Consider the following 24,807-nt stretch of genomic DNA (forward strand, 5'->3'; position numbering starts at 1 on the left):
ACCATCGCTCTTGGCGAGCTGAGATCGTTAATCGCTATCTTCAAAATTTGAGGGGAAGGTTCAGGACTTGACCCCCGGTTTATTTACGGCAGCGGCGCGGCCGGCGACGCCGGCACCGCCGTCTGCGCGGCGTTCATCACCATCGCCAGGAAGGTGTAGTAGCCGTTGATCCCCATCAGGTCCACCACCCCGTGCTCGCCGAAGGCCGCCAGCGCCGCCGCATAGGTCGCGTCGTCGACCCGCTGCCGCTGGTGCAGCTGGATGCAGAAGTCGTGCACCAGCGCCTCGTCGGCCGCCATGCCGTCCGGCCGCCGGCGCGCCGCCACCGCCGCGATCACCTCGTCTGACATGCCGTACTGGCGCGCGATCGGCTCGTGGATCGCCCACTCCACCTGCTGGCTCCACTGGCGCGCCGTCACCAGGATCGCCAACTCCGTCAGCCGCGTGCCGATCGCGCTGCGGTAGCGCAGGTACTCGCCCATGCGCTGCGCCGCCGCCATCAGCTCCGGGCTGCGGATCAGCGGCACGAACGGCCCGTACAAGGCCCCGCGCGGCCCGTCGATCACGGCCTGCGCCGCCACCTGCTGGGCCGCGCTCATGTCGGCAAACGGAATAGCTTCCAATCGGTCGGTCATCGTTGTCACTCCTGCTGGCGTCCTGGTCAATTATTCGCACATGGTGCGGGATAGATCAACAGAACACAAGCCGATCGCGGCTATCGTCTGCTCTTCGTCACCCTGACCGAAAGGACGCCATGAGCCACATCATCCACCGCAACCTGCGCCGCGCGCCGCCGCTGGCCATCGGCGCCGCCGGCCTGACCGTGCGCGACAGCCAGGGCCGCAGCTATCTCGACGCCAGCGGCGGCGCCGCCGTCTCCTCGCTGGGCCACGCCCATCCCGACGTGCTGGCCGCCATGCACGCCCAGGTCGACCGCATTGCCTACGCCCACACCGCCTTCTTCAGCTGCGACGCCGCCGAGGAACTGGCCAGCCGCCTGGCCAACGACGCCCCCGGCGACCTCGATCACGTCTACCTGGTCTCGGGCGGCTCGGAAGCGATGGAGACCGCCCTCAAGCTGGCGCGCCAGTACTGGGTCGAAGCGGGCCAGCCGCAGCGCGGCATGTTCATCGCCCGCCGCCAGAGCTACCACGGCAACACGCTGGGCGCGCTGGCCATCGGTGGCAACGAGTGGCGCCGCCGCCCGTTCGAGTCGATGCTGATGGCGGTGCCGCGCGTCGCCCCCTGCTACGAATACCGCGACCGCGCCGACGGCCAGAGCACCGAGGACTACACCGCCGCCCTGCTGGCCGAAGTGGAGGCGACCATCGTCGAACACGGCCCCGAGCACATCATCGGCTTCGTCGCCGAGACGGTGGTCGGCGCCACCGCCGGCGCCGTGCCGCCCACGCCCGGCTACTTCCGCGGCGTGCGCAAGCTGTGCGACAAGTACGGCATCCTGCTGATCCTCGATGAAGTCATGTGCGGCATGGGCCGCACCGGCACGCTGTACGCGTTCGAACAGGAAGGCGTGCTGCCTGACCTGGTGGTGCTGGGCAAGGGCCTGGGCGCCGGCTACCAGCCGATCGGCGCGGTGCTGGCGCGCCAGCACGTGGTGCGGCGCCTGCGCGACGGCAGCGGCGCCTTCCAGCACGGCCACACCTACATGGGGCATCCGGTGGCCGCCGCCGCCGCGCTGGCGGTGCAGAAGGTGATACAAAGGGATAGTTTGCTGGGCGCCGTCACGGTGCGCGGCGCCGCCTTCCGCCGCATGCTGCGCGAGGCGTTCGGCAACCACCCGCACGTGGGCGACATCCGCGGGCGCGGCATGCTGCTGGCGCTGGAGCTGGTGCGCGACCGCGTCAGCAAGGAGCCCTTCGATCCGACCTGCCAGCTGCACGCGGCGGTCAAGGAGCAGGCCATGGCGCTGGGACTGATGGTGTATCCGATGGGCGGCACCATCGACGGCCGGCGCGGCGACCATATCCTGCTGGCGCCGCCGTTCATCGCCACCGAGGCCGAGCTGGCGGAGATCACCAGCCGGCTGGCCGACGCCCTGGCGCGGGCGCTGGCCAGCGCGACTTAGACTTAGCTACGCCGCGATTATTTCGACGCCGTCCAGGCGACGACGTCCTGCTGCTGCTCGCCCAGGCCGGCGATGCCCAGCCGCAGGACGTCGCCCTTCTTCAGGAAGCGCTGCGGCTTGCGCCCCTGACCCACGCCCGGCGGCGTGCCGGTGGCGATCACGTCGCCCGGCTCCAGGGTCATGAACTTCGACAGGTAGCTGACGATCTGCGCCACCGAGAAGATCATGGTGTCGGTGCAGCCGGTCTGCATGCGCTTGCCGTTCAGTTCCAGGTACAGGTCCAGCTGCTGCACGTCGTAGATGTCTTCCTGCGTCACCAGCCACGGGCCGACCGGGCCGAAGGTGTCGCAGCCCTTGCCCTTGTCCCATTGCGGGCCGCGCTCGAGCTGGAACGAGCGCTCCGACAGGTCGTTGACCACGCAATAGCCGGCCACGTACTTCAGCGCGTCCTCCTCGCTGACGTACTGCGCGCGCGAGCCGATCACCACGCCCAGCTCCACTTCCCAGTCGGTCTTCTTCGAGCCTTGCGGCAGCATCACCGGATCGTCCGGACCGGACAGGCAGGAAATCGCCTTCATGAAGACGATCGGCTCCTTCGGGATCGGCATGCCCGCTTCGGCCGCGTGGTCCGAATAATTGAGGCCGATGCCGATGAATTTGCCGACGCGCGCGAGCGGCACGCCGTAGCGCGGATTGCCGCGCACCAGCGGCAGCGAGGCTTGCGGGATCTTTTCCAGCTTGCGCAGCGCCTTCGGCGCCAGCTGCGCCGCGTCGATGTCGGCGATCACGCCGGACAGGTCGCGCAGCTTGCCTTCGTCATCGATCAGGCCTGGTTTCTCTTTGCCGGGACGGCCGTAACGAACGAGTCTCATAGGGTTCCTAGGTTAAAAACAGTGGGCAATGTCTATGCCGATGCCCGCCATTCTAACCGTAGCGCCCTTGCCGCAGCCATTTGTTGGCGATGATCTTGGTGCCGCTGACCACCGGCGCGCCGCCGTGCAAGGTCTGCTTGTCCGGCTGGTGGTTGTCGTCGGTGTTGAGGAACCACAGCGCGTTGCCCTTCTTCGGATACACCTCCAGCCCCAGGCCGGGGAACACCGTGCCGCCGCCCTGCTCCACATCGCTCAGGTACAGGATGAAGGTGGCCAGCCGCTGGCCGCCGCGCGCCAGGTGGCTGCGATGGCCGCTGCTGTCCGGGTCCAGCCAGTCGTAGTGCGGCCGGTACTCCTGCGTCACGCCGTACTTCTGCAGCTGGAACGGTTCGCTGCACTCGGGCGGCCAGTGCGCCAGCGCCGCCAGCCGCTGCTCGATGCGCTCGGCCACCTCGGCCTCGCCGCGCTGGATGAAGGCCATCTCGCTGGTGCGGCCCTCGTGCACCACGCTGGCGCCGTCGGCCTCGCCGGTGACGGTGGAACGGGTGTAGCGGGTGCCGCAATGGGCGACGATGGCGTCGCACTCTTCGTCGCTGAGCACATTCCCCAGCAGGATGATCTGCGGCTGCTTCAGCACGAACAACACCTCCACCGTGCGGTCCGGCGCGGCGACCAGGTTGCGTTCCAGGTCAATATAGGGCATCTGCTGCGGCGCCACGAACACGCTGGCCTGCGGCGCCGGCGCGTGGTCGGCCGCCGCGCGCAGCGCCAGCGCCTCGTCGATGGCGGCGCGCGCCACCGCCATGCTGTGCTGGCCGGAGGCCGCCATGCTGTTGGCCATGTCCAGCGGATTGCAGGCGCGCGCCAGGTTTTGCATGATCCAGTCCTGCCATGCGGCCGGCAGGGAGACAAAGACGTTGCTTGCTGTAGTCATCGCGCGATCGGTGGGCTGGTTGCCGGGCTGCCGGATTGGTGGTCGATTTTACCGGATTGCGCGCCCGCGCCCCAGCGCCGGCGCGCGAATAACAACAGTCCGCGCAACTGCAACAGCACCAGCACCGCGAACGCCACCTGGTAGGCCTGCGCCGGATAGTGCTGCAAAAAGTCCGGCCGCCAGCAGCCGACCACCAGCCCGAAGCCCGCCTGCACCGCGAACGCGCCCAGGAAGATCAGCAGGTTGAGGCAGGTGGCGCCGCGCCCCGTCAGCGCGGGCGGCAGGCTTTGCGCGACGATCGCATACTCGATGCCGGTCACCGTGCCCACCAGCGTGAAGACCACCGACAGCAGCTGGTAGCTGGGCGCCCAGTTGCACACAAAGCCCAGCTGCACCGCGATGAACAGCGCCACCCCGGCCGCCGCCACGCTGATCGGCGCCACGCCGCGCCGCCCGGCCCACTCGGTGAGCATGCCCACCGCGATGGCGCCGAAGATCACCGCCGCCATGCCCAGGTACAGCAGGTAGGTCACCGCCGCCTCGGAGTAGCCGGCGACGTCGCTCAGCCAGCGGCTGATCCACAAGCCCTGGATGCCGAAGAACACCATGTGCGGCACCAGCACCAGCTGCGCCACTTCGCGGAAGGCCGGATGCCCCAGCACCTCGCGCAGCACCGCCAGCCCGGCCGGCCGCGCCGCCGCAGCCGACGGCGCGGCCGGCGCCAGCAGCCGTATCAGCAGCGCCAGCGCGGCCGCCGCCGCGGCGAAACCGACGAACAGGCCGCGCCAGTCGGTGTAGTGCAGCGCCAGCCGCACCGGCAAGGTGGCCGACGCCGCCCCCAGCCCGCCGGCCGCGATCAGATAGCCCTGCACCGATGGCAGCCGCGCCGGCGCCACCCAGGTCGACACCGCCTTCACCGCCGACATGAAGCAGCCGCCCAGGCCCAGCCCGATCAGCGCGCGCGCCGCCAGCAGCTGGGCGAAATCGCGGCCGCCGGAGAAGGCCAGCGCGCCCAGCGCCGCCAGCAGCAGCATCGGCGGCTGCACCCGCGCCGGCCCCCAGCGGTCCAGCGCCATGCCGACCGGCAGCTGCACCAGCGCGAACGCCAGGAAGAAGGCGCTGGTCAGCAGGCCAAGCTGGGCGGGGCTCAGCGCCAGCGCCGCCATCAGCTGCGGCGCCAGCGTCGCGTTGACGGTGCGGATCAGGCTCGACAGATAGTGGCCCAGCGCGAACGGCAGGAACACCAGCACGAACACCGCGCGGCCGGACATGGCGCCGCCTACGCCGGACTGTGGGCGCCGCAGCCGGCCGCGCTGGCCACGGCCGCGCCAGCGCCGCCGGTACCACGCTGCGCCTCGTCCTGGCGCGCCGTGATCAACGGGATCACCTTGCGCTGGCCCGGCGGCTCGGCGCCGTATTCGCTGCGGCTGCCGCCCTCCTCCTCGAAGAAGAACTTGTCCTTGCCGAAGGCCGGCTTGAGTTCGTCCATCCAGGTCGCCTTCGGATCGAACTTGGCATAGAACGGCTTGCGCACCCAGTCGGCGTTGCGGGCCTGCAGGAACTGCAGCGCGAACACCTTCTCGCCGCCGATGTTGACGATACCGTCGATCACCACCTTGCCGGGGAAGGCGCTCATCGACGGCCCGCGCACCGTGCGCGACAGGCCCGACACCATCTGGTAGGCCTGCTGGAAGATCTCGTGCGCGCGCGCCAGCGGCAGCTGGAAATACTCGCGCGGCCCGGTGTCGCGCTCGACGAACATATAGTAGGGGATGGCCCCCAGCCGCACGCCGGTCTGCCACAGCTCGGCCCAGCTGCGCGGGTCTTCGTTGATGTGGCGGATCAGCGGCCCCTGCATGCGCAAGGTGGCGCCGGTGCCGACGATGCGCTTGACCGCCTGCTGGGCGATGGCCGGCCGCAGCTCCACCGCGTGGTTGTAGTGGCCCATGATGGCCATGTTCTTGCCGCTGCCGACCACCCGCTCGAACAGGCGCAGCAGGTCGTCGGCGTCGCGGTCGGTGACGAAGCGCTGCGGCCAGTACGCCACCGACTTGGTGCCGATGCGGATGTTCTGGATGTGCGCCAGGTCCGGCGCCAGCAGCGGCTCGATATACGCCTCCAGCGAGCGGGTGTTCATGATCAGCGGATCGCCGCCGGTGATCAAGACATCGGTCACCTCGGGATGCAGGCGCAGGTAGTCGGCCAGCTGGTGCGACTCCTTGGCGTCGAACTTCATGTCGTCCATGCCGACGAACTGCGGCCAGCGGAAGCAGAAGGTGCAGTAGGCGTGGCAGGTCTGGCCGGCGCTGGGGAAGAACAGCACTGTCTCCTTGTACTTGTGCTGCAAGCCCTTGAGCGGGGCGTCGTTCACGCGCGGCACGTTGTGCGTCATCTGCCCGGCCGGATGGGGATTCATGCGCAGGCGGATGCGCCGCACCAGCTCGGTCAGCGCCGGCTGGTTGGCGCGGCCCAGCACCAGCTCGCGCAGCTGGGCGTAGTCGTCCGGCGCCAGCATGTCGCGGTGCGGGAAGGTCAGGCGGAAGATCGGATCGTCCGGGATGTTGCTCCAGTCGATCAGCTGCTCCAGCACGTACTCGTTGGTGCGGAACGGCAGCACGTGCGACACCACCTGCACCGCTTCCTGCAAATCGGGCGTGAGCCATTCCCATTGGCGGGAATGGGGGATGGTCTGGCGGATGAAGGGCTTGAACTTGGGCGCCTGGGCGGCGGCGCTGTTCCAGGAGGCTATCGGAGTGGAGGTCATCGCAGGTTCCTATCGCAATAAAAGGGGGGGGCGGAAACTGCATGCTAGGCCCCTCGCCGGAATGGCGATTGCCGTAAATCAACTGACGTACGGAAATACATTTTTCCTTGACGCCGGCCGCGTGCAAAATTGCCACACGGCCAGACCTTGCGGCAACGCAATTCCCGTCCTGTGCGCCGGCGTAAAGTTCATGGGAGCAAGCCTCCCCGCCCCCACCACAAGGAACCGCCATGAAACAGACCGCCATGCTGGCCGCCATCGCCACGATAGCCGCGCTTGCCGCCCCCCTGCTGCCGGCCCCGGCCTTCGCCGCCGAGCCCACCGAAAAAGACGCCATCGCCATCGTGGAAAAAGGCGCCGCCTTCCTCAAGGCCCACGGCAAGGACGAGTTGATCAAGAAAGTGGCGGCCAAGGACCCGGACTTCGTGCAGGGTTCGCTGTACGTCGACCTGCGCGACCTCAACAGCGGCATCGTGCTGGCCCATCCGTTCAACCCCTCCATCGTCGGCAAGGACCTGACCGACGTGCCCGACGCCAGCGGCAAGAAATACCGCCGCGAGATCATCGAGCTGGCCGCCAAGAAAGGCCACGGCTGGGTCGACTACCAGTACAAGAATCCCGGCAGCGGCAAGATCGAACCCAAGACCACCTACGTCATGCGGGTCGGCGACGTGGTGCTGGAAGCGGGCATCTATAGAAAATAACGGCGAAAAATAACGGCGGGAGAGCACCATGCTGAGCAAACTGCGTATCGGTCCCAAACTGCTGCTGGCGCCCGGCCTGGTGCTGTTGCTGCTGATCGTCACGGCGGGCGCCGCCTACTACGGCATGGTGCGCCAGAACGCCTCGCTGGAAAACCTGGTGCAGGTGCGCGCCGCCCGCCTGCGCACCGCCGCCGACGTCACCGGCGAAACCCGCTACGCCCACGCCCATATCTACCAGCTGCTGGCCTGGGTCAACGGCAGTTTTTCCCAGCCACGGCTGGACGCGCTGGCCAGGCAGATCAAGGCCGGCCACGCCGCCATCGAGACCGAGCTGCGCCAGCTCGACGCGCTGGCGGCGGCCGACGACAACGCCGCCGAGCGCAAGATCGTCGAGCAGACGCTGCAATCGCTGGCCGCCTACCGCAAGGCCGTGCGCGACACCATGGAGATGGCCAGCATCGACCAGAGCATCGCCACCAACGCCATGGCCCACGGCGAAAAGCAATTCCTGGCGCTGAACGAACAGCTGGCGCAGCTGTCGGCGCTGGAGAAAGCCCTCAGCGAGCAGGCCTACGCGCGTGCGCGCGCCGAGTTCCACACCCTGGGCACCAGCATGGCGCTGATGGTGCTGCTGTCGATCGCGCTGTCGCTGGGGGTGACGATGGCGGTGCGCGGCGCCATGCTGCACGATATCCGCGCCATCGCCGACGTGGTGGTGGCGCTGGCCGCCGGCCGCCTGGTGGCCGGGCGCGGCGACAACCGCGGCCGCGACGAGATCGCCGACACCGCCCGCATGCTGGACCACACCATGCACAACCTGACCCAGACGTTGACCGCCATCCTGGCGGCGGTGCAGGCGATCGATTGCGCCGCCCATGAAATCGCCAGCGGCAACCTCGACCTGTCGAGCCGCACCGAGATGCAGGCCGGCTCGCTGGAGGAAACCGCCAGCGCCATGGCCAGCCTGACCCGCGCGGTGCAGGACAACGCCGCCGGCGCCCAGCAAGCCTGCCAGCTGGCGGCCGGCGCCGCCGACCTGGCCCAGCACGGCGGCGCCGCGGTGCGCCAGGCGGTGCAGACCATGGCCTCGATCCGCGCCAGCTCGCGCCAGATCGTCGACATCATCGGCGTGATCGACAGCATCTCCTTCCAGACCAACATCCTGGCGCTCAACGCCGCCGTCGAAGCGGCGCGCGCCGGCGAGCAGGGCCGCGGCTTCGCCGTGGTGGCCAGCGAGGTGCGCACCCTGGCGCACCGCTCGGCCGCCGCCGCCAAGGAAATCAAGGCGCTGATCGCGGCCTCGGTGGCCACCATCGACAGCGGCAGCGCCTCGGTGCACCAGGCCGGCGAGCGGATGGAGGCCATCGTCGCCTCGGTGCAGCAGGTCAACGAGGTGATCGCCCGCATCAGCAAGGCCAGCGCCGAGCAGGCCCAGGGCATCGCCGAGGTCAACCAGGCGGTCGGCCAGATGGACGATGTGACGCAGCAGAACGCCGCGCTGGTCGAGCAGGCCGCCGCCGCCGCCGCCAGCCTGCAGGAGCAGGCGGTGCAGCTGTCGCAGGCGGTGTCGGTGTTCAAGGTGGAGCCGCCGTCAGCGCATGGGCTTGCTCAAAAAACGCGAGCCGGCCAGGCCGAAGCGCCACGGCAGCTCCATCGCCTTGCTAATGCCGATGCGCGGGCCGGCTAGCACGTCGACCACGCCCCGCTCGGGCGCCAGCAGCACGAACGGCGCCGCGTCCAGCGTCAGGTTGTTGTGGGCGCGCGTGACGCCCAGCGCCTGGCACAGCCGCCCCGGCCCGGCGCACAGCAAGCGCTCGTCGTCCAGCCCGCGCCGTTCGCGCATCTGCGCCAGTCCCGCCAGCGGCTCCAGCGCGCGGATCAGCACGCCGGCGCCGTGGCCCTCCTCGCGGCAGACAAAATTCAGGCACCAGTGCAAGCCGTGCGAGCGGTAGACATAGCTGCGCCCCGGCGGCCCGAACATGGAAAAATTGCGCGGCGTCGGACCGTTGAAGCTGTGCGCGGCCGGCTCGCTGCGGTCGTAGGCCTCGGCCTCGACGATGCGCCCGCCGACGCCGTCCACCAGCAAGGTGACGCCGATCAAGCGCCGCGCCACCTCGGCCGAGGGCGCGCTGAAATCGATGTCAGCCAGATAGTTGTCCATGGCCGTATTGTAAATGCCCGTCCAGCCGAAAACACATAACAAATGATTATCGAATCGCCGCAATTAGCCGACATTAGCGACAAAATATGGCGGCCCCGGCAGAAATTCAGGATAAATTCACGCCCGCCGCGCGCGCTTGCGGCGATAATCGGGGTAAGCATGCCCAGCATGAGTAAGCGCTCCTGGTTTATAGTGCTGTATTGCATCGCCCACATCCCTGAAGAATACAATGACGACAGTTGCAGCCCCAGCCATGCCAGTTGAAAACGCGGTGGAAGAAGCGCTGATGCGCTCCATCCGTATTCCACCACGGCCCAGCCTGCTCGTCGACCTGCAGCGCGAGCTGGCCCAGTCCGACCCGTCGCCGCGCCGCATCGCCCGCATCATCGGCAACGACGTCGGCATGTCCGGCGCCCTGCTCAAGCTGGCCAACTCGCCCTTCTTCGGCGCCGCGCGCAAGGCCAAATCGGTCGAGCAAGGCATCAATTTCCTCGGCATCAACCAATGCGCGGCGCTGCTGACCGGGCTGCTGGCGCGCCAGGCCATCGACGGCAAGGACGCCGACCTGACGGCGTTCTGGGAAATCTCGGCGCGCCGCGCCCAGGCCGTGGTGTTCTTCTCGCGCAAGCTGCGCATCGCCCCGCCGGACATCGCCCACACCTTCGGCCTGTTCTGCGACATCGGCGTGCCGCTGTTGATGAACCGCTTCGCCGACTACGCCGCCACCTACGCCGACGCCTGCGACGACGCCGAACAAGCCTTCACCGTCATCGAGGACAAGCGCTACAGCACCAACCACGCCGCCATCGGCTGCCTGCTGGCGCGCAACTGGGGGCTGTCGCCGGACGTCTCCTGGGCCATCCTGCTGCACCACGACTACCGCGTGCTGGACGACCCGGCCACCGACGACGCCGTGCGCTCGCTGGTGGCGCTGGCGCTGCTGGCGGAAAAAGGCATCGCCCGCTTCCACGGCAGCAACCTGTCCTACGAATGGGAAAAAGGCGGCGACCAGGCCTGCCGCCACCTCGGCCTGTCCGAGGATGAAACCGCCGACCTGCTCGACGAACTGCACGAAGCCTTCCACACCGAACGATAAATAAAACATGCCAAAAAATAAGCGCCCGCAACCGCGCAAATCCGCGAACTCCCCGGAACTGAAAGACGAACAACAAACCACCGAATTGTGCGCCCTGGCGCTGGACCTGGCCGACGGCGAGTTCAACAATGACATCGTGGCCGACAGCACCCGCGCCGAGCTGGCCCAGAAGGCGCTGGACTTCCAGCGCCTGCTGCGCAAGCTGCTCAACCAGAGCAAGGACGAGGTGCTGTACGGCGCCATCGAGCTGGCGCGCGACGAATCGCGCGACGGCTACCGCTACCTGCGCAACGCCGTCGAGGAAGGCGCCGCCAGCCTGACGCTGCGCCGCGAAGGCGCGCCCGAGATGGAGATCGACGCCTTCGCCATTCCGGTGTTCGTCCACAGCCAGGGCGGGCTCGATCCGGCGTTCGACTTCCAGGACGGCGCCGCCTACGAAGCCCTGCTCGCCAGCTTCACCGACGCCGGCCTGGAAAGCCCCAAGGCCAAGGTGGTGCTGGTCAGCCACGCCTATGACCTGGAGGAATTCGAACGGGTCAGCTACGGCCAGCTGCACACCATGGTGCGCGAGGCGGCGCAGTCGCTGACCGAGAAAAAGATCAGCGCCGCGCCGGCGCTGGAGCGCAGCATGGCGGCCGGCTGGTCGGCCACCGGCTTCGGCGCCGACGACACCGCGGTCGAGCTGCGCTTCCTGCTCGGCTTCGCGCTGAAGCGCGCCGACGACACCTTCTACAAGGTGCCGGCCGGCGACAAGGCGGCCGACGCCTACTTCGCCCAGCGCGCCGAGCGCTACCAGCAATGGACCGCGCAGCACGCGCCGCTGGTGGCGCGCTGCCTGGGCCGCGGCCGCGGCGACGGCGCGTTGCGCCTGAACTTCTTGTACCAGGACCTGTTCTTCGGCGCCCGCGAACAGGGCCAGTCCGAGTACGCGATGCTGCAACTGCTGTCGGCGCTCAACCAGGCCATCGGCGGCCGCGCGCCGGCCGCACTGAACGCCGTCATCGCGCCGTCCGACGTCGACGACGAGATGGTGCTGCGGGTCCAGCTGCGCGACGGCGAGGCCGTGCTGGCCAGCGGCGACAAGCCGCTCGACCTCGGCGCCGACCTGGAACTGGAGGTCGACGACCTGCGCGACGCCCTGGCCAGCATCGGCGTCAGCGCGGTGCAGGTGGCGCTGCGCTTCGACGCCGACGGCCAGCCGCTGGAGCTACGCCCGCTGGCTTAAGCCGGCCGCAAATTCCCGTTTGACATCGCCCCACGAGCCGAGGATACTTTCCTCAAGCGGAACACAGAGTCCGCTGCCTGGTGCGGCGCCGGCTTGTGCTCCGCAGCAAAGGGAGACTCGTCATGAAAGCTTGGGCCCTGACCTTGAGCGCCGCGCTGCTGTGCGGCTGCGCCGGGCCGTCGCTGACGCCGCGTGCGGCCGCGCCGGTGGTATTCCACGACCAACTGTTCCAGCCGCCGGCGGCGCCGGTCGACACCAGCCACGTGTTTGCCGTCAGCCCGGCGATGCGCGACTACCTGAACCACCAGATCGGCCACAGCCTGACGCGCAAAGATCCCCGCCGCGAGCTGTTCGACGCCCTCTACCGCAAGGACAAGCTGCAACTCGAATACGATTCGGCCATGACGCGCGACGCCGCGCAAACCTTCGAGGCGCGCGCCGGCAACTGCCTGTCGCTGGCCATCATGACGGCCGCGCTGGCGCACGAGCTCAACCTGGTGGTGCAGTTCCAGCAGGTCGAGGTCGAGGAAAGCTGGAGCCGCGCCGGCAACCTGTATTTCGCCAGCAACCACGTCAACCTGGCGCTGGGCCGGCCGCGCCTGACCCATGGCGAGGTCTACAGCGTTGACATGTCGAGCGCGCTGACGGTGGACTTCATCCCCATCCCGCCCAAGGCGCGCGAAAATACCCGGCCGCTGGAAGAGCGCACCATCATCGCCATGTACCTGAACAACCGCGCGGCCGAGCTGCTCTCGCATGACCAGCTGGACGAGGCTTACTGGACGGCCCGCAAGGCGGTCGAGCAGGATCCGGGCTTCCTTAACGCCTACAACACGCTGGCCGTGGTCTACCAGCACCACGGCAACCTGGCCGAGGCCGAGCTGGCGCTGCGCTACGCCTTGTCGCAGGCGCCCGACAACACCATCTACCTGTCCAACCTGGTGCAGGCGCTGGCCGCCCAGCCCGGCCCGGACCAGCAGGCCGAGGCGGCCAGGCTGCGCATCCGCCTGGCCCAGCTCGAACCCGACCCGCCCTTCCATTTCTTCAACCTGGGCCAGGCCGCCATGCAGGCCGGCGACTACCGCCGCGCGCGCGACCTGTTCGCGCGCGAGGTGGAGCGGGTGCCGGACTACCACGAGTTCCACTTCTGGCTGGCGCTGGCCAATTACCAGCTGGGCAATCTGCGCGAAGCCGACGCCCACATGGCCACGGCGCTGGCCAACAGCACTACGCGCGGCGACCACGACCTGTATTCGGCCAAGCTGGACCGCATCCGCGCCTATGAGGCGCACGCGGCGGGCAAATAGGCGCGCGCGATGGTATTCTGGCCGGGGCGCGGCAGTGCGCGCGTACGACGCTTGACACATAGTTGCAAATACGCAACAATTGTAAAATGTGTAAATCAAGCTGTGCTTACCCCAAGGATACCGCCATGCTGAGACCCAGGTCCGTCTACCTCCTGCCATTGTTGCTGGCCGCCCTGCTGACCGGATGCGGCGGCGGTGGTGGTGGTGGTGGTGGCGGCAGCGCCGATCCTTCCACCCCGGCCGTCTCCCCCGCCCTCAGCTTCAATCCCGACACCGTCCGCGCCAGCCTCAGCGCCGGCACCTCGACCACCCTCAACGTCATCGCCAGCGTGACCCGGCCGGCCGACTTCGCCAATGCCGCCAGCGTGCTCGCCAGCGTGGTCGACAGCAATGGCGTGCTGCTGCCCAACGCCCAGCTGATACGCGACAGCGACACCCAGTACCACGCCGTGCTGCAAACCGCGCCGTCGCTGGCGGCCGGCACCTACACCGGCAGCTTCACGGTGCGCCTGTGCCGCGACAGCGGCTGCGCCACGCAATTCCCCGGTTCGCCGATGCAGCTGCCCTACAGCTTGCAGGTGGTGGCGGTCGGCCAGCTGGCCTTCAGCGCCACGCCGGCCGTCGCGCTCGGCGCCACCGCCCACATCGGCGCCGCCGCGCCGGCCGCGATCAACGTCGCCATCAGCAGCGAAGGCCGCAGCTGGACCGCCAGCAGCGGCGCCGCCTGGCTCAAGCCGGGCGCCGCGGCCGGCAGCGGCAACGGCACGCTCAGCGTCGCCTTCGATGCCAGCGGCCTGGCCGTGGGCGACTACCGCACCACGCTGACCATCAGCGCCAGCGACGGCCAGAGCGCCGTCCTGCCGGCCACGCTGTCGGTCCAGCCCAGCGGCCTGGTCACCGCCGGCAGCGTCACCTTCAACGCCATCAACGGCGCCCCGGTGCCGAACCAGGTGATCGCGCTCGACACCGACGACCAGCGCAGCGCCAGCTGGAGCGCCCTGGCCAACGCCGCCTGGCTGCGCGTCTCGCCCACCAGCGGCACCACGCCGGGCACCGCGGTGCTGACGGTCGATCCCACCGTCGGCACGCTGGCCAGCGCCAGCTACAGCGGCAGCGTCACGCTCAGCGCCGCCGGCCAGGCCAGCCGCAACCTGCCGGTCACGCTCAGCCTGAGCCCGGCCACCCTGAGCGCATCGCTCAACAGCATCACCCTGGGCGGCGCCTACGGCCGCGATTTCAGCGCCAGCCCGACCCTGGCGCTGAGCCTGAACACCGTCACCAATTCCTGGCCCTGGTCGTTTGGCGCGCTGCCCACCTGGGCCAACGCCAGCGTGCCCGGCGGCGTGGTCAACCAGGTCGCCAGCAACGTCGCCTTCAGCGCGCTGCCGGCCAACGCCCCGGTCGGCGTCAGCTCGACGCTGGTCAACGCCACCGCCCGCGTCAACGGCGACCGCGTGCTGGCGCCGGTGCTGCTGACCATCAACAAGGACCTGCACAAGCTGCTGCCGTCGGAAACCGGGGTCGCCCTCAGCGCCACGCCGTCCTGGACCAGGCTGACCCGCACCCTGACCGTGCGCGACAACTACGGCACCTTCGGCGGCATGAGCGCCACCTCCAGCCAGGGCTGGCTGGTGGCCGGCGTCAGCGGCAACAAACTGACGCTGACGGCCGACCCGACCACGCTGGGCGCGAACACCCTGAGCATCGCCACCGTCGCCCTGACCCCGCTCGACCCCGACGCCGGCGCGCCCGAGCCGATCCGGGTCGCCCTGTGGAAAGGCACGCGCACGCCGCAGGCCAACGCCAGCACCGCGCTGAGCTACGCCAACGTGGTCACCGATCCGATCCGGCCCTATGCCTACCTGCACAACGGCGGCGCCTACATCGACATCTACAACCTCTACAGCGGACAAAAGACCGGCACCATCACCGGCCTGGGCGCCAGCCTGGGCGACATGGCCACCAGCACCAACGGCGACTACCTGTACCTGTTGAACCTGAGCAGCCACGCGCTGGTCACCATCGACCTCGCCACCCAGACGGTGCTGTCGCAGATCGCGGTCGACGCCGACCAGGCCACCCGCCTCAAGGTGATACGCCCGAACGGCGTGGAAATGGTGGTGCTGAGCAACGGCGCCGCCTACCTGGCCGCCAACAACGCCCGCCTCAGCCTGCCGCTCGGCGGCGGCGGCACGCTGGCCGCCAGCGGCGACGGCACCCGTCTGCTGCAGCAGGCCGAGAACGCCGCCGTGGTGGCCATCACCACCCTCAGCGTCGACTATGCCGCGCTCAACGGCGGCACCCTGTACCCGGCCAAGATCCCGGCCGCCAGCCACGCCAACACCGGCACGCTGGGCCAGGACATCGCCGTCAGCCAGGACGGCACGCGGATCTACACCGCCAACAGCTCGCCCAAGCTGTGCAGCATCCTCAATCCGGCCGACCTGGGGGTGTTGGGCTATCTGGCGGCCGGCGACGGCACGCCCAATAACATCGAGCTCGGCAGCGACGGCCGCATCTATTGCGGCGCCGCCGTCAAGGCGGCCACCAGCGATGTGTGGATGTACGATACCACCGGCAAGCTGCTGAACCAGTACAAGCTGGTCGGCAGCGGCAAGCTGTTGTTGCCGCGCCAACTGGCGGTGTCCGGTGACGGCCTGCTCTTGATCGGCATCACCGACGATGGCGTCGCCACCATCGTCCCGGTGGGGCCGTAAGCAGCTTCAGTAGCCGGTGCTGCGGCCGGCGATGACCGGCAGGTCGTCGTCGCTGGTCATGGCCCAGATCAGGCGGGCGATGGTTTCCGAGGCGATCACCGTGTGGTGATTGCCCTGCGCCATCAGCTTTTCGCGGATCTCGCGCCGCACGGCGGGGATGCCGGTCAGGTCGAACAGGATGTCGACGCCGCTGCCCAGGGCGACAATCTGGTCCAGCGTCAGCACCGCCAGACCGGCGTCGAGCGCCAGCTGGCGGCCCGGCGTATCGCCGCTCTCGGCCACGCCCACCAGCTCCACGCCGCGCTCGCGGCGGCCCAGCATATTGCGCAGGAAGGCCGAGCCGATACGGCCCAGGCCGATGATGGCGATTTTCTGATGATCCATTTTGTCCTCAGCTAAGTTGAACTGCGATTGATACCCCTGTCAAATCTGTGTTAAAAAGAAAGTGTATTTAAAGCAAGCATAACCACGCTCCCTCGACAAGGCAAGCTGCATGGAACGCAACGACCTGCTGGACCACATTTTTTGGCACACCCTGACCGGTGCCCACGCGCGCCACGCCGACGGCAGCGGTGGCGCGCGCCGCTACACCCAGGGCTTTTCCCCCATCGTCGCCTTCGCCGATCCGGACCGGCCGGACTTCGCCGCGCTGGCGGCGGTGTGCGCGCCGGGCGAGCCGTTCTACTGCGACAGCTGGAGCGGCGCCGCCCCGCCCGGCTGGAAAATCGACGCCGAGAACACCATGTTCCGCATGGTCTGGACAGGCGCCATGCCGGCCGCCGAGCCGGCCCCGGAGGCGCAAGCGCTGGGCCCGCAGCACGCGGCGCAGGCGCTGGAGCTGGCCCAGCTCTGCAAGCCGGGCCCGTTCGGCCTGCGCACCATCGAGCTGGGCGACTACTTCGGCTACTTCGACGGCGAGCGGCTGATGGCCATGGCCGGCGAACGCCTGCGCGCGCCGGGGCTGTGCGAAATCAGCGGCGTCTGCACCCATCCCGACTACCAGGGCCGGGGGCTGGCGAAAAAACTGATGCTCAAGCTGGTGCGCCGCCATCTGCAGCGCGGCGATACTCCCTTCCTGCACGTCATGCGCAGCAATGACGCGCACCAACTCTACCTGCGCATGGGCTTCGAGGATTACCTGGAGTCGGTGGTGCGGGTAATCTCCCGCGAGGAACCCTGAGATGCAGGCCTTGATCATCATCGACATGCAGCAAGGCATGGCCAGCCCGGCCGCCGGCGCGCGCAACAACCCCGACGCCGAGCGCAACATCGCCGCCCTGCTGGACGCCTGGCGCGCGGCCGGCGCGCCGGTGGTCCACGTGCGCCACATATCGCGCACGCCGGGTTCGCCGTTCTGGCCGGGCCAGCCGGGCGCGGAATTCCAGCCGCGCCTGGCGCCGCGGGCGCACGAACACGTGGTGGAAAAGAACGTGCCGGACTGCTTCGTCAACAGTGGGCTGGAGCGCTGGCTGCGGGTGCGCGGCATCGAGCGCCTGGTGCTGGCCGGCGTGAGCACCAACAACTCGGTGGAGTCCAGCGCCCGCAGCGCCGGCAACCTCGGCTTCGCCACGCAGGTGGTGGCCGACGCCTGCTACGCCTACGCCAAGAGCGACTATGCGGGCGCGCCCCGCAGCGCCGACGATGTACACTACATGGCATTGTCCAACCTCGATGGCGAATACGCCGCCATCGTCGACACCGCCTCTTTGCTAGGCACATTCAAGGATAGCTAGTCATGCGCATCGCCATCGTCTCCGACATCCACGGCAACCTGGCCGCACTGGAAGCGGTGGCGGCCGACATCCGCCACCAGGGCGTGGACGCGGTGGTCAACCTGGGCGACAGCCTGTCCGGCCCGCTGCTGCCGCTGGAGACGGCGCGCTTCCTGATGATGCAGGACTGGACCCACCTGGCCGGCAACCACGAGCGGCAGATCCTGGAACTGCACGCCGGCTCCGGCGCGGCCGACGCCTACGCCCGTGCGCAACTGACGCCGCGCGAACTGGCGTGGATCGCCACCTTGCGGCCGGCGCTGCAATACAGCGAAGACGTGTTTTTGTGCCACGGCACGCCCACCAGCGACCTCACCGGCCTGCTGGAAACGGCCGAGCGCCACGCCGGCGCCGCCGACATCGAACAGCGCCTCGGCCAGGTCGACGCCAACCTGGTCGCCTGCGGCCACACGCACGTGCCGCGCAGCGTGCGCAGCGCGCGCGGCACGTTGATCGTCAATCCGGGCAGCGTCGGCCAGCCGGCCTATGCCGACGACCACCCGTATCCGCACGCCATCGAATCCGGCTCGCCCGACGCCCGCTACGCCATCGTCGAGCGCCGCCAGCAGCAATGGCAGGCCCAGCTGATCAGCATCCCCTACGACTACCGCAGCATGGCCGAACTGGCCTGCGCCAACGGCCGCGAGGACTGGGCCGTCGCGCTGATGACTGGCTATGTCTCTACATCAAAGCCGGCGGCTTGAGTCACTCCGCCGACGGTGCTACCCTGTTGACACACCATTGCCGGATCAGATGCCATGTCGACCACCACCCTGAAACTCCCTGACGAATTGAAGCAGAAAGCAGTCGCCGCCGCGCAAGACCTGGGCGTGACGCCGCACGCCTTCATGGTTGACGCGATTCGTCAGGCAACGGAGGCGGCTGAGCAGCGCAAGCAATTCGTGGAGGAGGCCAGATCGACGCGCATCCGACAGGCACTTCAACCGCCGGCATCCAGTTACACAGTACGCAATGGTGTGCCGCTGCTCCGACCACAAACGGGAACCCTGCCGGTTACACTTGAAATGGTCAACAAATTGCGCGATGAGTTCCCAGGATGACATACCTGCTTGACGTAAATGTCCTGATTGCACTGATGGACCCTGGCCACGTCCAGCACGACATTGCGCACGAGTGGTTCGCGAGGGATGGGATGAGCGCTTGGGCCACCTGCCCCATCACCGAAAACGGTGCAATGCGCATTATTGGTCACGCTAGCTATCCCAACTCACCAGGGAATCCGGCCGCTGTAGCGCCGTTATTGCGGACCATGCGCTCGCTCGACGGGCATGTATTTTGGAGTGATGACATCAGTCTGCTGGACGAAGAAAAAGTCGATACGACTCGCCTGCTCAGTTCAGCGCAGACTACAGATAGTTATCTGCTCGCGCTGGCGCAAGCCCATGGCGGTCAACTAGCGACATTGGACCGCCGCCTTGTCGCCACCGCAGTTCATGGCGGGGCTGACGCTCTTTGCCTGATCGGCTAATGGCCGTCTGTGCCGACAAAGTCGGACGTGAACGAAATCAAGTGCCCCCTGTCGTCAAAACGACTGAGTTTCGCACCATCGCGCATTGAAACCTGGACGGACTACGGCAGCACTTTCCACTGCTCCAACTTTTGAGCCAAAGTAAGCGAGGCATGTGCCGGAGATGTCGAGGGCAGCACCAGCGTCCGATAACCCTCGGCGGCGAACTGCGGCGCGAACTTGCCCGAGGTCTGGCCATTGAACCCCACCGTTTCCAGCAGCGGGCACAGCTCCCGCAGGCGGGCGAAATCGTTGGCGGCCGGCTTGCGGATGGCGGAGTCGAGACTGCCTTCGCGCTCGCAAGCGCCCAGCACATCCCACAGGCCGAAGCCGTGCGCCAGCAGACGCGGCAGGCGTTCGTCGTACGGCAGCGCGGCCAGCGGCTCCCCCGTCAGCGCCGACAAAATCGGCCACAGCAGATTGCGCGGATGCGCGTAGTACTGCTGCGCCGCCAGCGAGGCGGCGCCGGGAAAACTGCCCAGCACCAGGATGCGGGTGCGCGCGTCGATTACCGGCGCCAGGCCGGTCAACGCGGAGCGAGCCGGGTCGGCATCGTTGGCCATCATGCGCCGCCTATCCGCCGTCGGCGTCGGGCAACGCGTCGGAAATCGCGCGGAAGGAGCGGTCGAACCGATATGGTATGTTCAGGTGGCTATCGACAAATTCCTCGTGCACGAACGGAATCCCCAAGCTGCGCAAGCGTTGCGCGAAGACGCGCGCGCCGTATTGCAGGTTGAATTCATCCAGCGACCCGGCGTCGAGGTAGAGCAGCCGCAAGCTGCGCAACGCGGCAGCGTGGCGCTCGGCGATGTGCACGGGATCGCTGCACAGCCAGCGCTGCCACACGGCCTCATGCAATTCACCGGTGTGCGTATCGAAAGGCAGCACGAAGCCCGGCGCCATAATCGGGTCCGGTGAGTAGCAAGCCGCCATCGCGACGGTATTGACGGTGGCGTAAAAGTCGGGGTCGCGCGGACGAATGTCACGCAGCCGCTCCACGAAGCCGGCCAGTCCGCCGTGGCGTTCCAGCACCGGCAGGCAGCGTACAAAAGCCGGCTTGTAGCACAGCTCGAAGTACAGGTCGCCGCTGTGCGATGCGGCGATGCTGAATACATGCGGACGCCGCATCGCGAACATCAGCGCCCCGTATCCGCCCGAGCTCTTACCGGACACGGCGCGCCAGTCGCGCGTGGCGACGGTACGATAACGGGCGTCCACATGGGGCACGATTTCGTCGGCGACATAGTCTTCGTAACGCCCGGTCGCGCTGGAATTGATGTACTGGCTGCCGCCGTAGCGCGTCAGGCAGTCCGGCATCACCACAATCATCGGGCGTATGCATCCACTCCCGATCAGGCGGTCCAGACGTTGGGGCAGGTTCTCGTCCCAGGCGGAATCGTTCAGCAGGGTAACGCCACGCCCGCCAAAACCAGCCAGCACGTAGACGCTGGGATAGCGCGCGGCGCCCGCGTCATAACCCGGCGGCAGGTAAATTGCCAGTTGCCGGCACGCGGGATCGCCAGCCGCGTTGCCTGCCAACAGCTGGCTGTCGATCGTGTCCAGGACCACCCGGCCTGCGGGATACTGCGTACTCACCATATTTGAAGTTCCTCCTGCCACTCGGCCATGCCCACATTGTACTCAAGCGTCGCCACGCCGCGTTTCAGGTGTAGAATTTACCGACGGCACGACCGTACTAAAAAAAACCGGAGACACCCATGTCGCAACCCCGCACCATCGATACGCTGCTGGCCCAGTACAGCGAAAGCCACCTCAACCCCATCAACGAAGTGATCCACTTCATCTGCGTGCCGATCATCGTCTTCACGCTGCTGGGCTTGCTGTGGGCGGCGCATCCGCTGCTGGCGGTGGCGGTCACGCTGGCCTCGCTGGCCTACTATTTCAAGCTGTCGAAGCCGTTCGCGGTCGGCATGCTGCTGATGAGCACGCTGATGCTGGCCCTGCTGGCCGCCCTGCCCGACCGCGCCATCCTGCCGCTGTCGCTGGCGATCTTCGTGCTGGCGTGGATAGGACAGTTCATCGGCCACAAGATCGAAGGCAAGAAGCCGTCGTTTTTCGACGACCTGCGCTTCCTGCTGATCGGACCGCTGTTTGTGCTGGGATTTTTGTACCGCCGGATGAAGCTGGCGTATTAATGGAAGCCTGAAAACGCCAACAAAGTCTGGGCGGCGCTCTGCATCTCTTCGTCGGCCAGCAACAGCACCAGCGCGGTGCTGAGGGCGACATAGCCCAGCAAGCTGACGACTTTGATTTGCAACGCGGTACTCATGTCGCACTCCCCTGATTGATGTGTCATTCCATCATACTTGCATTTTCAACAAAATGCTCAAAATTTACGCAACGATACACACAAATGCGCCGATCTGTTGCGCCGCAACAAAATCATAGCCGCTAGGCAAGGAATCGTCCGGGCGGCTATACTCGTCCGATGTCCTCTCCACTCCTGTTTATCATTGCCTGCCTGATCTGGGGCTCCACTTTCTTCGCCATCACGCTGCAACTGGGCGAGGTCGCGCCCGCCGTGTCGGTGGTCTACCGCTTCGCGCTGTCGGCGGCGGTACTGTTCGCCTGGTGCCTGGCGCGCGGCGACAAGCTGATCCTGCCCTGGCGCACCCAGCGCTGGATGTTGCTGCAAGGCTGCGCCACCTTCGGCCTGAGCTACATCTGCACCTACACCTCCGAGCAATACCTGGTCTCCGGCCTGGTCGCCGTGCTGTTCGCGCTGATGGTGTTCTGGAACCCCATCCTCAACCGCATGGCCTTCGGCACCCCGATCGGCTGGCGCACCTGGAGCGCCGGCGCGGTCGCCATCTGCGGCGTCACGTTGCTGTTCTTCGAGTCGATTCGTGGCGCCTGGAACGAGATCCTGTCCGGCGGCAACGGTCACTTTCTGCTTGGCCTGGCACTGGCGCTGACCGCCACCATCGCCAGCTCGGTCGGCAACGTGGTCGTCATCAAGGTGCGCGAGCAATCGTCCAACGTGCTGCTGACGATGGCCTGGTCGATGCTGTGGGGCAGCCTGCTGGTGGCCCTGTGGGTGCTGGCCAGCGGCCAGTCCTTCACCATGCCGGCCGGCCTGCCTTACTGGGGCGGGCTGCTGTACCTGTCGCTGTTCGGCTCGGTGATCGCCTTCGCCGCCTACTTCACGCTGATCCACCGCATCGGCTCGCACAAGGCGGTGTACATCGGCGTCGTCACGCCCGTCATTTCAGTGCTGCTGTCGATCCAGCTGGAGCACTTCCGCCCCGGACCGCTGCAATGGGCCGGCATGGTATTGTGCCTGTCCAGCGTCGCCTGGGCGCTGCAATCCGATTCCCCTTCCACCACAGAGAGCATAGTCGAAGCCTGATGAACACTTCCAACCTGACCATACGCCCGGCCCAGCCGGCAGACGTCGCCGCCATTTTCGGCATGATTTACGAATTGGCCGTGTTTGAAAAACTGGAACACATGGTCGTCGCCAACGAAGCCATGCTGCACGACAGCCTGTTCTGCGACAAGCCGGTGTGCGAAGCGCTGGTCGGCGAGACCGGCGGCGAAGTGGTGACCTTCGCGCTGTTCTTCCACAACTTCTCCACCTTCCTGTGCAAGAAAGGCCTGTACCTGGAAGACTTGTACGTCAAGCAAAGCCGGCGCGGCAAGGGCTACGGCAAGCAGATGCTGGTGGCGCTGGCGCAACTGGCGGTGGAGCGCGACTGCGGCCGCTTCGAATGGTCGGTGCTGGACTGGAACAGCAACGCCATCAAGCTGTACGAAAGCATGGGCGCCTCGCTGTTGCCGGAATGGCGCATTTGCCGCGTCACCGGCGAGGCGCTGACGCATATGTCTCAAGGGGCTTGATCTAGCGCAAAGCATGGCGTGGTCATGCTTGCAGAATGAATGTCAAACCTATCGCAGGAGACAGTCATGCCCAAATTGCCGCCCCTGGCCACCACGGTCTACAAAGCCTGGCTGCGCGCCCGGCTGGAACGCCACACGCAGGCGCTGGAAGCCATCGCCGCCCAGCGCGAGAACGATTTCCTCGCCGAGCGCCTGCTGCACAAGGAAATGGTGCTGCTGCGCTCCAAGCTACATTCGCTGTGACGCGGCCCGACCACGGCTGGCCAGCCGCTCCAGCAGCTCGAACGCGGCCTGCGTCAGCAGCGCCAGCAGCGCCGCCGGTATCGCCCCGGCCAGCAGCATGGCGTTATCGTTGAGCGCCAGGCCGATGGTGATGCGTTCGCCGTAACCGCCGGCGCCGATGAAGGCGGCGATGGTCGCCGTCCCCACGCTCATCACCGCCGCCGTTTTCACGCCGGCCAGGATCACCGGCAAGGCCAGCGGCAGCTCCACCTGCACCAGCCGCTGCATCGGCCGCAAGCCCAGCGCCTGCGCCGCCAGCCGCAAGCCGGCCGGCACCTGCAACAAGCCGGTGCAGGTGTTGCGCACGATGGGCAGCAGCGCGTACACCACCAATGCCACCAGGGCCGGCGCCGTGCCTATCATGCCCAGCAAGGGTATCAGCAGCGCCAGCAAGGCCAGCGAGGGCACCGTTTGCAGCACGCCCGTCAAACCCAGCACCACCTGCCGCAGGCGCGGAAACGCCGCCGCCAGCACGCCCAGCGGAATGCCGACCACGCACGCCAGCAGCACCGCCACCAACACCAGCGTCACATGCTGGCGCGTCAGCGGCCACAGGTTCTTGTCGAAGATCTTGGCCAGCAGGCCCTCACGTACCTGCGCCGGCGCCGCCTGCGCGGCCTTGCCGGCGGCGCTGGACGGCGCGCCGGCCGCCAGCGGCTGGTGCGCGGCCAGCCAGTCGCGCGCCACGTTGGCGAAATTCTGGCCGTCGATTTCGGCGGCGGCGTTCATCGCGATCATGTCGGCCGCGCTGATGCGGCCCTCCAGTTGCGTGATCGCCTTCCACGCGGCCGGGAAGCGTTCGGCGGCGTCGAGCCGGTACAGCAGCACCGCGTCGTAGCGCGGGAAGTAGGCGCGGTCGTCCTCCAGCACGCGCAGGCCGTACTGGCGGATCTTGGCGTCGGTGGAGTAGATGTCGATCACGTCGACCTGGCGCTGCATCAGCGCCTCGTAGGCGATGCCGTGATCCAGTCCTTCCGGCCGCTGCGGCAGGCCGTAGCGCTTGGCCAGGCCTGGCCAGCCGTCGGCGCGGCCGATGAATTCATGCGACAGGCCGAAGCGCAGGCGCGGCTGCGCGGCCAGCTCGCTGAGTTTCGTCAGGCCGTCGGCGCCGCCGCGCATCGCCAACGCGTAGGTGTTATTGAAGCCCAGCGGCACCGCCACGCCCAGTCCCATGGGCGCCAGTTCGCGGCGGATCTGCTCCAGCGGCGCGGCCTGCGTGTGCTTGAGGATTTCCAGGTCGATGGTGCCGAGGTACTCGGGATAGACGTCGATGCGGCCGGCCTGCAAGGCCGCCAGCACGATGGCGGTATTGCCCAGGCCTTGCAGGTGCTCGACCTTGGCGTTGGGTACAGCCTGCGCGGCGGTCTGCGCCAGCACCTCGCCCAGGATATAGGATTCGGTGAAGCGCTTCGACCCCACGTGCAGCGTATCGGCCGGCGCGGCGCACGCCGCGCCGGCCCACAACAGGGCCAGCCAAACTAGCAATCGTCCTTGCACA

27 protein-coding genes are annotated in these 24,807 nt (G+C 67.5%); 16 read left to right on the top strand and 11 right to left on the bottom strand.

Going from position 1 to position 24,807, the window contains the following annotated elements:
• Nucleotides 1-83: 83 nt before the first annotated feature.
• Nucleotides 84-635 carry a carboxymuconolactone decarboxylase family protein gene (locus tag AC07OK_RS03805; protein ID WP_494689031.1) on the bottom strand — a complete coding sequence of 184 codons (552 nt, stop codon included), beginning with the start codon at nt 633-635 and terminating at the stop codon, nt 84-86.
• A 119-nt stretch (nt 636-754) separates the two neighbouring features.
• On the opposite strand from AC07OK_RS03805, the gene AC07OK_RS03810 reads away from it, so the two are divergent.
• Nucleotides 755-2,086 carry an aspartate aminotransferase family protein gene (locus AC07OK_RS03810; RefSeq protein WP_494689032.1) on the top strand — a complete coding sequence of 444 codons (1,332 nt, stop codon included), beginning with the start codon at nt 755-757 and terminating at the stop codon, nt 2,084-2,086.
• A gap of 17 nt (nt 2,087-2,103) precedes the next feature.
• On the opposite strand, the gene AC07OK_RS03815 is transcribed toward AC07OK_RS03810, so the two are convergent.
• From AC07OK_RS03815 to AC07OK_RS03830, 4 genes are read right to left on the bottom strand one after another with little or no spacing between them, the layout of a single operon-like run.
• Nucleotides 2,104-2,958: a fumarylacetoacetate hydrolase family protein gene (locus AC07OK_RS03815; protein ID WP_494689033.1), complete on the bottom strand. Its 855-nt coding sequence runs from the start codon at nt 2,956-2,958 to the stop codon at nt 2,104-2,106.
• A 52-nt stretch (nt 2,959-3,010) separates the two neighbouring features.
• A complete protein-coding gene (locus AC07OK_RS03820; protein WP_494689034.1) occupies nt 3,011-3,892 on the bottom strand; it encodes a 2OG-Fe(II) oxygenase in 882 nt (293 codons plus the stop codon).
• Nucleotides 3,889-5,163, bottom strand: a complete 1,275-nt coding sequence (locus tag AC07OK_RS03825; protein ID WP_494689035.1) for an MFS transporter — start codon at nt 5,161-5,163, stop codon at nt 3,889-3,891. The genes AC07OK_RS03820 and AC07OK_RS03825 overlap by 4 nt, the downstream gene beginning before the upstream one ends.
• 8 nt (nt 5,164-5,171) lie before the next feature.
• On the bottom strand, nt 5,172-6,656 hold the full coding sequence (locus tag AC07OK_RS03830; protein ID WP_494689036.1) for a KamA family radical SAM protein: 1,485 nt from the start codon (nt 6,654-6,656) through the stop codon (nt 5,172-5,174).
• A 230-nt stretch (nt 6,657-6,886) separates the two neighbouring features.
• On the opposite strand from AC07OK_RS03830, the gene AC07OK_RS03835 reads away from it, so the two are divergent.
• Nucleotides 6,887-7,360: a cache domain-containing protein gene (locus tag AC07OK_RS03835; protein WP_494689037.1), complete on the top strand. Its 474-nt coding sequence runs from the start codon at nt 6,887-6,889 to the stop codon at nt 7,358-7,360.
• A 28-nt stretch (nt 7,361-7,388) separates the two neighbouring features.
• Nucleotides 7,389-9,047, top strand: a complete 1,659-nt coding sequence (locus AC07OK_RS03840; RefSeq protein WP_494689038.1) for a methyl-accepting chemotaxis protein — start codon at nt 7,389-7,391, stop codon at nt 9,045-9,047.
• On the opposite strand, the gene AC07OK_RS03845 is transcribed toward AC07OK_RS03840, so the two are convergent.
• Nucleotides 8,952-9,521, bottom strand: coding sequence for a DNA-3-methyladenine glycosylase (locus AC07OK_RS03845; RefSeq protein WP_494689039.1), 570 nt, complete (start codon nt 9,519-9,521; stop codon nt 8,952-8,954). The two genes, AC07OK_RS03840 and AC07OK_RS03845, sit on opposite strands and share 96 nt — an antisense overlap.
• Nucleotides 9,522-9,750: 229 nt before the next feature.
• On the opposite strand from AC07OK_RS03845, the gene AC07OK_RS03850 reads away from it, so the two are divergent.
• The 4 genes from AC07OK_RS03850 to AC07OK_RS03865 all read left to right on the top strand — a co-directional run bounded on the left by AC07OK_RS03850 (nt 9,751) and on the right by AC07OK_RS03865 (nt 15,866).
• Nucleotides 9,751-10,617 carry an HDOD domain-containing protein gene (locus AC07OK_RS03850; RefSeq protein ID WP_494689040.1) on the top strand — a complete coding sequence of 289 codons (867 nt, stop codon included), beginning with the start codon at nt 9,751-9,753 and terminating at the stop codon, nt 10,615-10,617.
• A gap of 7 nt (nt 10,618-10,624) precedes the next feature.
• Nucleotides 10,625-11,842 carry a DUF2863 family protein gene (locus tag AC07OK_RS03855; RefSeq protein ID WP_494689041.1) on the top strand — a complete coding sequence of 406 codons (1,218 nt, stop codon included), beginning with the start codon at nt 10,625-10,627 and terminating at the stop codon, nt 11,840-11,842.
• A gap of 122 nt (nt 11,843-11,964) precedes the next feature.
• Nucleotides 11,965-13,149, top strand: a complete 1,185-nt coding sequence (locus AC07OK_RS03860; RefSeq protein ID WP_494689042.1) for a tetratricopeptide repeat protein — start codon at nt 11,965-11,967, stop codon at nt 13,147-13,149.
• Nucleotides 13,150-13,274: 125 nt separating this feature from the next.
• Nucleotides 13,275-15,866 carry a BACON domain-containing protein gene (locus AC07OK_RS03865; RefSeq protein WP_494689043.1) on the top strand — a complete coding sequence of 864 codons (2,592 nt, stop codon included), beginning with the start codon at nt 13,275-13,277 and terminating at the stop codon, nt 15,864-15,866.
• A gap of 6 nt (nt 15,867-15,872) precedes the next feature.
• Here AC07OK_RS03865 and AC07OK_RS03870 read toward each other — a convergent pair whose 3' ends face one another.
• Nucleotides 15,873-16,250 carry a Rossmann-fold NAD(P)-binding domain-containing protein gene (locus AC07OK_RS03870; protein WP_494689044.1) on the bottom strand — a complete coding sequence of 126 codons (378 nt, stop codon included), beginning with the start codon at nt 16,248-16,250 and terminating at the stop codon, nt 15,873-15,875.
• A gap of 109 nt (nt 16,251-16,359) precedes the next feature.
• On the opposite strand from AC07OK_RS03870, the gene AC07OK_RS03875 reads away from it, so the two are divergent.
• Genes AC07OK_RS03875 through AC07OK_RS03895 form a run of 5 tightly spaced genes read left to right on the top strand, consistent with a single transcriptional unit; the run spans nt 16,360 to nt 19,127 of the window.
• On the top strand, nt 16,360-17,046 hold the full coding sequence (locus tag AC07OK_RS03875; RefSeq protein WP_494689045.1) for a GNAT family N-acetyltransferase: 687 nt from the start codon (nt 16,360-16,362) through the stop codon (nt 17,044-17,046).
• Nucleotide 17,047: 1 nt separating this feature from the next.
• Nucleotides 17,048-17,599, top strand: a complete 552-nt coding sequence (locus AC07OK_RS03880) for a cysteine hydrolase family protein (RefSeq protein WP_494689046.1) — start codon at nt 17,048-17,050, stop codon at nt 17,597-17,599.
• A gap of 2 nt (nt 17,600-17,601) precedes the next feature.
• Nucleotides 17,602-18,342 carry a metallophosphoesterase family protein gene (locus tag AC07OK_RS03885; RefSeq protein ID WP_494689047.1) on the top strand — a complete coding sequence of 247 codons (741 nt, stop codon included), beginning with the start codon at nt 17,602-17,604 and terminating at the stop codon, nt 18,340-18,342.
• 54 nt (nt 18,343-18,396) lie between these two features.
• Nucleotides 18,397-18,699, top strand: coding sequence for a CopG family ribbon-helix-helix protein (locus tag AC07OK_RS03890; RefSeq protein ID WP_494689048.1), 303 nt, complete (start codon nt 18,397-18,399; stop codon nt 18,697-18,699).
• Complete coding sequence (locus AC07OK_RS03895; RefSeq protein WP_494689049.1) at nt 18,696-19,127, top strand: TA system VapC family ribonuclease toxin; 432 nt, start codon at nt 18,696-18,698, stop codon at nt 19,125-19,127. Before AC07OK_RS03890 ends, AC07OK_RS03895 begins: the two co-directional genes overlap by 4 nt.
• A gap of 101 nt (nt 19,128-19,228) precedes the next feature.
• Here AC07OK_RS03895 and AC07OK_RS03900 read toward each other — a convergent pair whose 3' ends face one another.
• Nucleotides 19,229-19,729, bottom strand: a complete 501-nt coding sequence (locus tag AC07OK_RS03900) for a DNA-deoxyinosine glycosylase (RefSeq protein WP_494689376.1) — start codon at nt 19,727-19,729, stop codon at nt 19,229-19,231.
• Between the two features lie 10 nt (nt 19,730-19,739).
• Nucleotides 19,740-20,765 (bottom strand): alpha/beta hydrolase, encoded by a 1,026-nt coding sequence (locus tag AC07OK_RS03905; RefSeq protein ID WP_494689050.1) that lies wholly within the window; start codon nt 20,763-20,765, stop codon nt 19,740-19,742.
• A 119-nt stretch (nt 20,766-20,884) separates the two neighbouring features.
• Here AC07OK_RS03905 and AC07OK_RS03910 point away from each other — a divergent pair, with 119 nt between their 5' ends.
• On the top strand, nt 20,885-21,322 hold the full coding sequence (locus tag AC07OK_RS03910) for an Mpo1 family 2-hydroxy fatty acid dioxygenase (protein WP_494689051.1): 438 nt from the start codon (nt 20,885-20,887) through the stop codon (nt 21,320-21,322).
• Here the strand turns inward: AC07OK_RS03910 and AC07OK_RS03915 are convergent.
• On the bottom strand, nt 21,319-21,456 hold the full coding sequence (locus tag AC07OK_RS03915) for a hypothetical protein (RefSeq protein ID WP_494689052.1): 138 nt from the start codon (nt 21,454-21,456) through the stop codon (nt 21,319-21,321). The genes AC07OK_RS03910 and AC07OK_RS03915 overlap by 4 nt on opposite strands.
• A gap of 159 nt (nt 21,457-21,615) precedes the next feature.
• Here AC07OK_RS03915 and AC07OK_RS03920 point away from each other — a divergent pair, with 159 nt between their 5' ends.
• The 3 genes from AC07OK_RS03920 (at nt 21,616) to AC07OK_RS03930 (ending at nt 23,270) form a co-directional block, all read left to right on the top strand.
• Nucleotides 21,616-22,536, top strand: coding sequence for a DMT family transporter (locus AC07OK_RS03920; protein WP_494689053.1), 921 nt, complete (start codon nt 21,616-21,618; stop codon nt 22,534-22,536).
• Entirely contained in the window at nt 22,536-23,027 is a 492-nt protein-coding gene (locus AC07OK_RS03925) for a GNAT family N-acetyltransferase (protein WP_494689054.1), read from the top strand. The genes AC07OK_RS03920 and AC07OK_RS03925 overlap by 1 nt, the downstream gene beginning before the upstream one ends.
• A 66-nt stretch (nt 23,028-23,093) precedes the next feature.
• Nucleotides 23,094-23,270 carry a hypothetical protein gene (locus AC07OK_RS03930; protein WP_217946056.1) on the top strand — a complete coding sequence of 59 codons (177 nt, stop codon included), beginning with the start codon at nt 23,094-23,096 and terminating at the stop codon, nt 23,268-23,270.
• On the opposite strand, the gene AC07OK_RS03935 is transcribed toward AC07OK_RS03930, so the two are convergent.
• A complete protein-coding gene (locus tag AC07OK_RS03935) occupies nt 23,256-24,806 on the bottom strand; it encodes a glycine betaine ABC transporter substrate-binding protein (protein ID WP_494689055.1) in 1,551 nt (516 codons plus the stop codon). The two genes, AC07OK_RS03930 and AC07OK_RS03935, sit on opposite strands and share 15 nt — an antisense overlap.
• Nucleotide 24,807 lies beyond the last annotated feature (1 nt).

This window comes from Duganella sp. GW821-FHT07G03 (genome assembly GCF_059418605.1).

What these genes read in the sequence shown, in the direction of transcription:
- AC07OK_RS03805 (WP_494689031.1), bottom strand. Translation starts at nt 635, where the DNA reads ATGACCGACCGATTGGAAGCTATTCCGTTTGCCGACATGAGCGCGGCC.
- AC07OK_RS03810 (WP_494689032.1), top strand. Translation starts at nt 755, where the DNA reads ATGAGCCACATCATCCACCGCAACCTGCGCCGCGCGCCGCCGCTGGCC.
- AC07OK_RS03815 (WP_494689033.1), bottom strand. Translation starts at nt 2,958, where the DNA reads ATGAGACTCGTTCGTTACGGCCGTCCCGGCAAAGAGAAACCAGGCCTG.
- AC07OK_RS03820 (WP_494689034.1), bottom strand. Translation starts at nt 3,892, where the DNA reads ATGACTACAGCAAGCAACGTCTTTGTCTCCCTGCCGGCCGCATGGCAG.
- AC07OK_RS03825 (WP_494689035.1), bottom strand. Translation starts at nt 5,163, where the DNA reads ATGTCCGGCCGCGCGGTGTTCGTGCTGGTGTTCCTGCCGTTCGCGCTG.
- AC07OK_RS03830 (WP_494689036.1), bottom strand. Translation starts at nt 6,656, where the DNA reads ATGACCTCCACTCCGATAGCCTCCTGGAACAGCGCCGCCGCCCAGGCG.
- AC07OK_RS03835 (WP_494689037.1), top strand. Translation starts at nt 6,887, where the DNA reads ATGAAACAGACCGCCATGCTGGCCGCCATCGCCACGATAGCCGCGCTT.
- AC07OK_RS03840 (WP_494689038.1), top strand. Translation starts at nt 7,389, where the DNA reads ATGCTGAGCAAACTGCGTATCGGTCCCAAACTGCTGCTGGCGCCCGGC.
- AC07OK_RS03845 (WP_494689039.1), bottom strand. Translation starts at nt 9,521, where the DNA reads ATGGACAACTATCTGGCTGACATCGATTTCAGCGCGCCCTCGGCCGAG.
- AC07OK_RS03850 (WP_494689040.1), top strand. Translation starts at nt 9,751, where the DNA reads ATGACGACAGTTGCAGCCCCAGCCATGCCAGTTGAAAACGCGGTGGAA.
- AC07OK_RS03855 (WP_494689041.1), top strand. Translation starts at nt 10,625, where the DNA reads ATGCCAAAAAATAAGCGCCCGCAACCGCGCAAATCCGCGAACTCCCCG.
- AC07OK_RS03860 (WP_494689042.1), top strand. Translation starts at nt 11,965, where the DNA reads ATGAAAGCTTGGGCCCTGACCTTGAGCGCCGCGCTGCTGTGCGGCTGC.
- AC07OK_RS03865 (WP_494689043.1), top strand. Translation starts at nt 13,275, where the DNA reads ATGCTGAGACCCAGGTCCGTCTACCTCCTGCCATTGTTGCTGGCCGCC.
- AC07OK_RS03870 (WP_494689044.1), bottom strand. Translation starts at nt 16,250, where the DNA reads ATGGATCATCAGAAAATCGCCATCATCGGCCTGGGCCGTATCGGCTCG.
- AC07OK_RS03875 (WP_494689045.1), top strand. Translation starts at nt 16,360, where the DNA reads ATGGAACGCAACGACCTGCTGGACCACATTTTTTGGCACACCCTGACC.
- AC07OK_RS03880 (WP_494689046.1), top strand. Translation starts at nt 17,048, where the DNA reads ATGCAGGCCTTGATCATCATCGACATGCAGCAAGGCATGGCCAGCCCG.
- AC07OK_RS03885 (WP_494689047.1), top strand. Translation starts at nt 17,602, where the DNA reads ATGCGCATCGCCATCGTCTCCGACATCCACGGCAACCTGGCCGCACTG.
- AC07OK_RS03890 (WP_494689048.1), top strand. Translation starts at nt 18,397, where the DNA reads ATGTCGACCACCACCCTGAAACTCCCTGACGAATTGAAGCAGAAAGCA.
- AC07OK_RS03895 (WP_494689049.1), top strand. Translation starts at nt 18,696, where the DNA reads ATGACATACCTGCTTGACGTAAATGTCCTGATTGCACTGATGGACCCT.
- AC07OK_RS03900 (WP_494689376.1), bottom strand. Translation starts at nt 19,729, where the DNA reads ATGGCCAACGATGCCGACCCGGCTCGCTCCGCGTTGACCGGCCTGGCG.
- AC07OK_RS03905 (WP_494689050.1), bottom strand. Translation starts at nt 20,765, where the DNA reads ATGGTGAGTACGCAGTATCCCGCAGGCCGGGTGGTCCTGGACACGATC.
- AC07OK_RS03910 (WP_494689051.1), top strand. Translation starts at nt 20,885, where the DNA reads ATGTCGCAACCCCGCACCATCGATACGCTGCTGGCCCAGTACAGCGAA.
- AC07OK_RS03915 (WP_494689052.1), bottom strand. Translation starts at nt 21,456, where the DNA reads ATGAGTACCGCGTTGCAAATCAAAGTCGTCAGCTTGCTGGGCTATGTC.
- AC07OK_RS03920 (WP_494689053.1), top strand. Translation starts at nt 21,616, where the DNA reads ATGTCCTCTCCACTCCTGTTTATCATTGCCTGCCTGATCTGGGGCTCC.
- AC07OK_RS03925 (WP_494689054.1), top strand. Translation starts at nt 22,536, where the DNA reads ATGAACACTTCCAACCTGACCATACGCCCGGCCCAGCCGGCAGACGTC.
- AC07OK_RS03930 (WP_217946056.1), top strand. Translation starts at nt 23,094, where the DNA reads ATGCCCAAATTGCCGCCCCTGGCCACCACGGTCTACAAAGCCTGGCTG.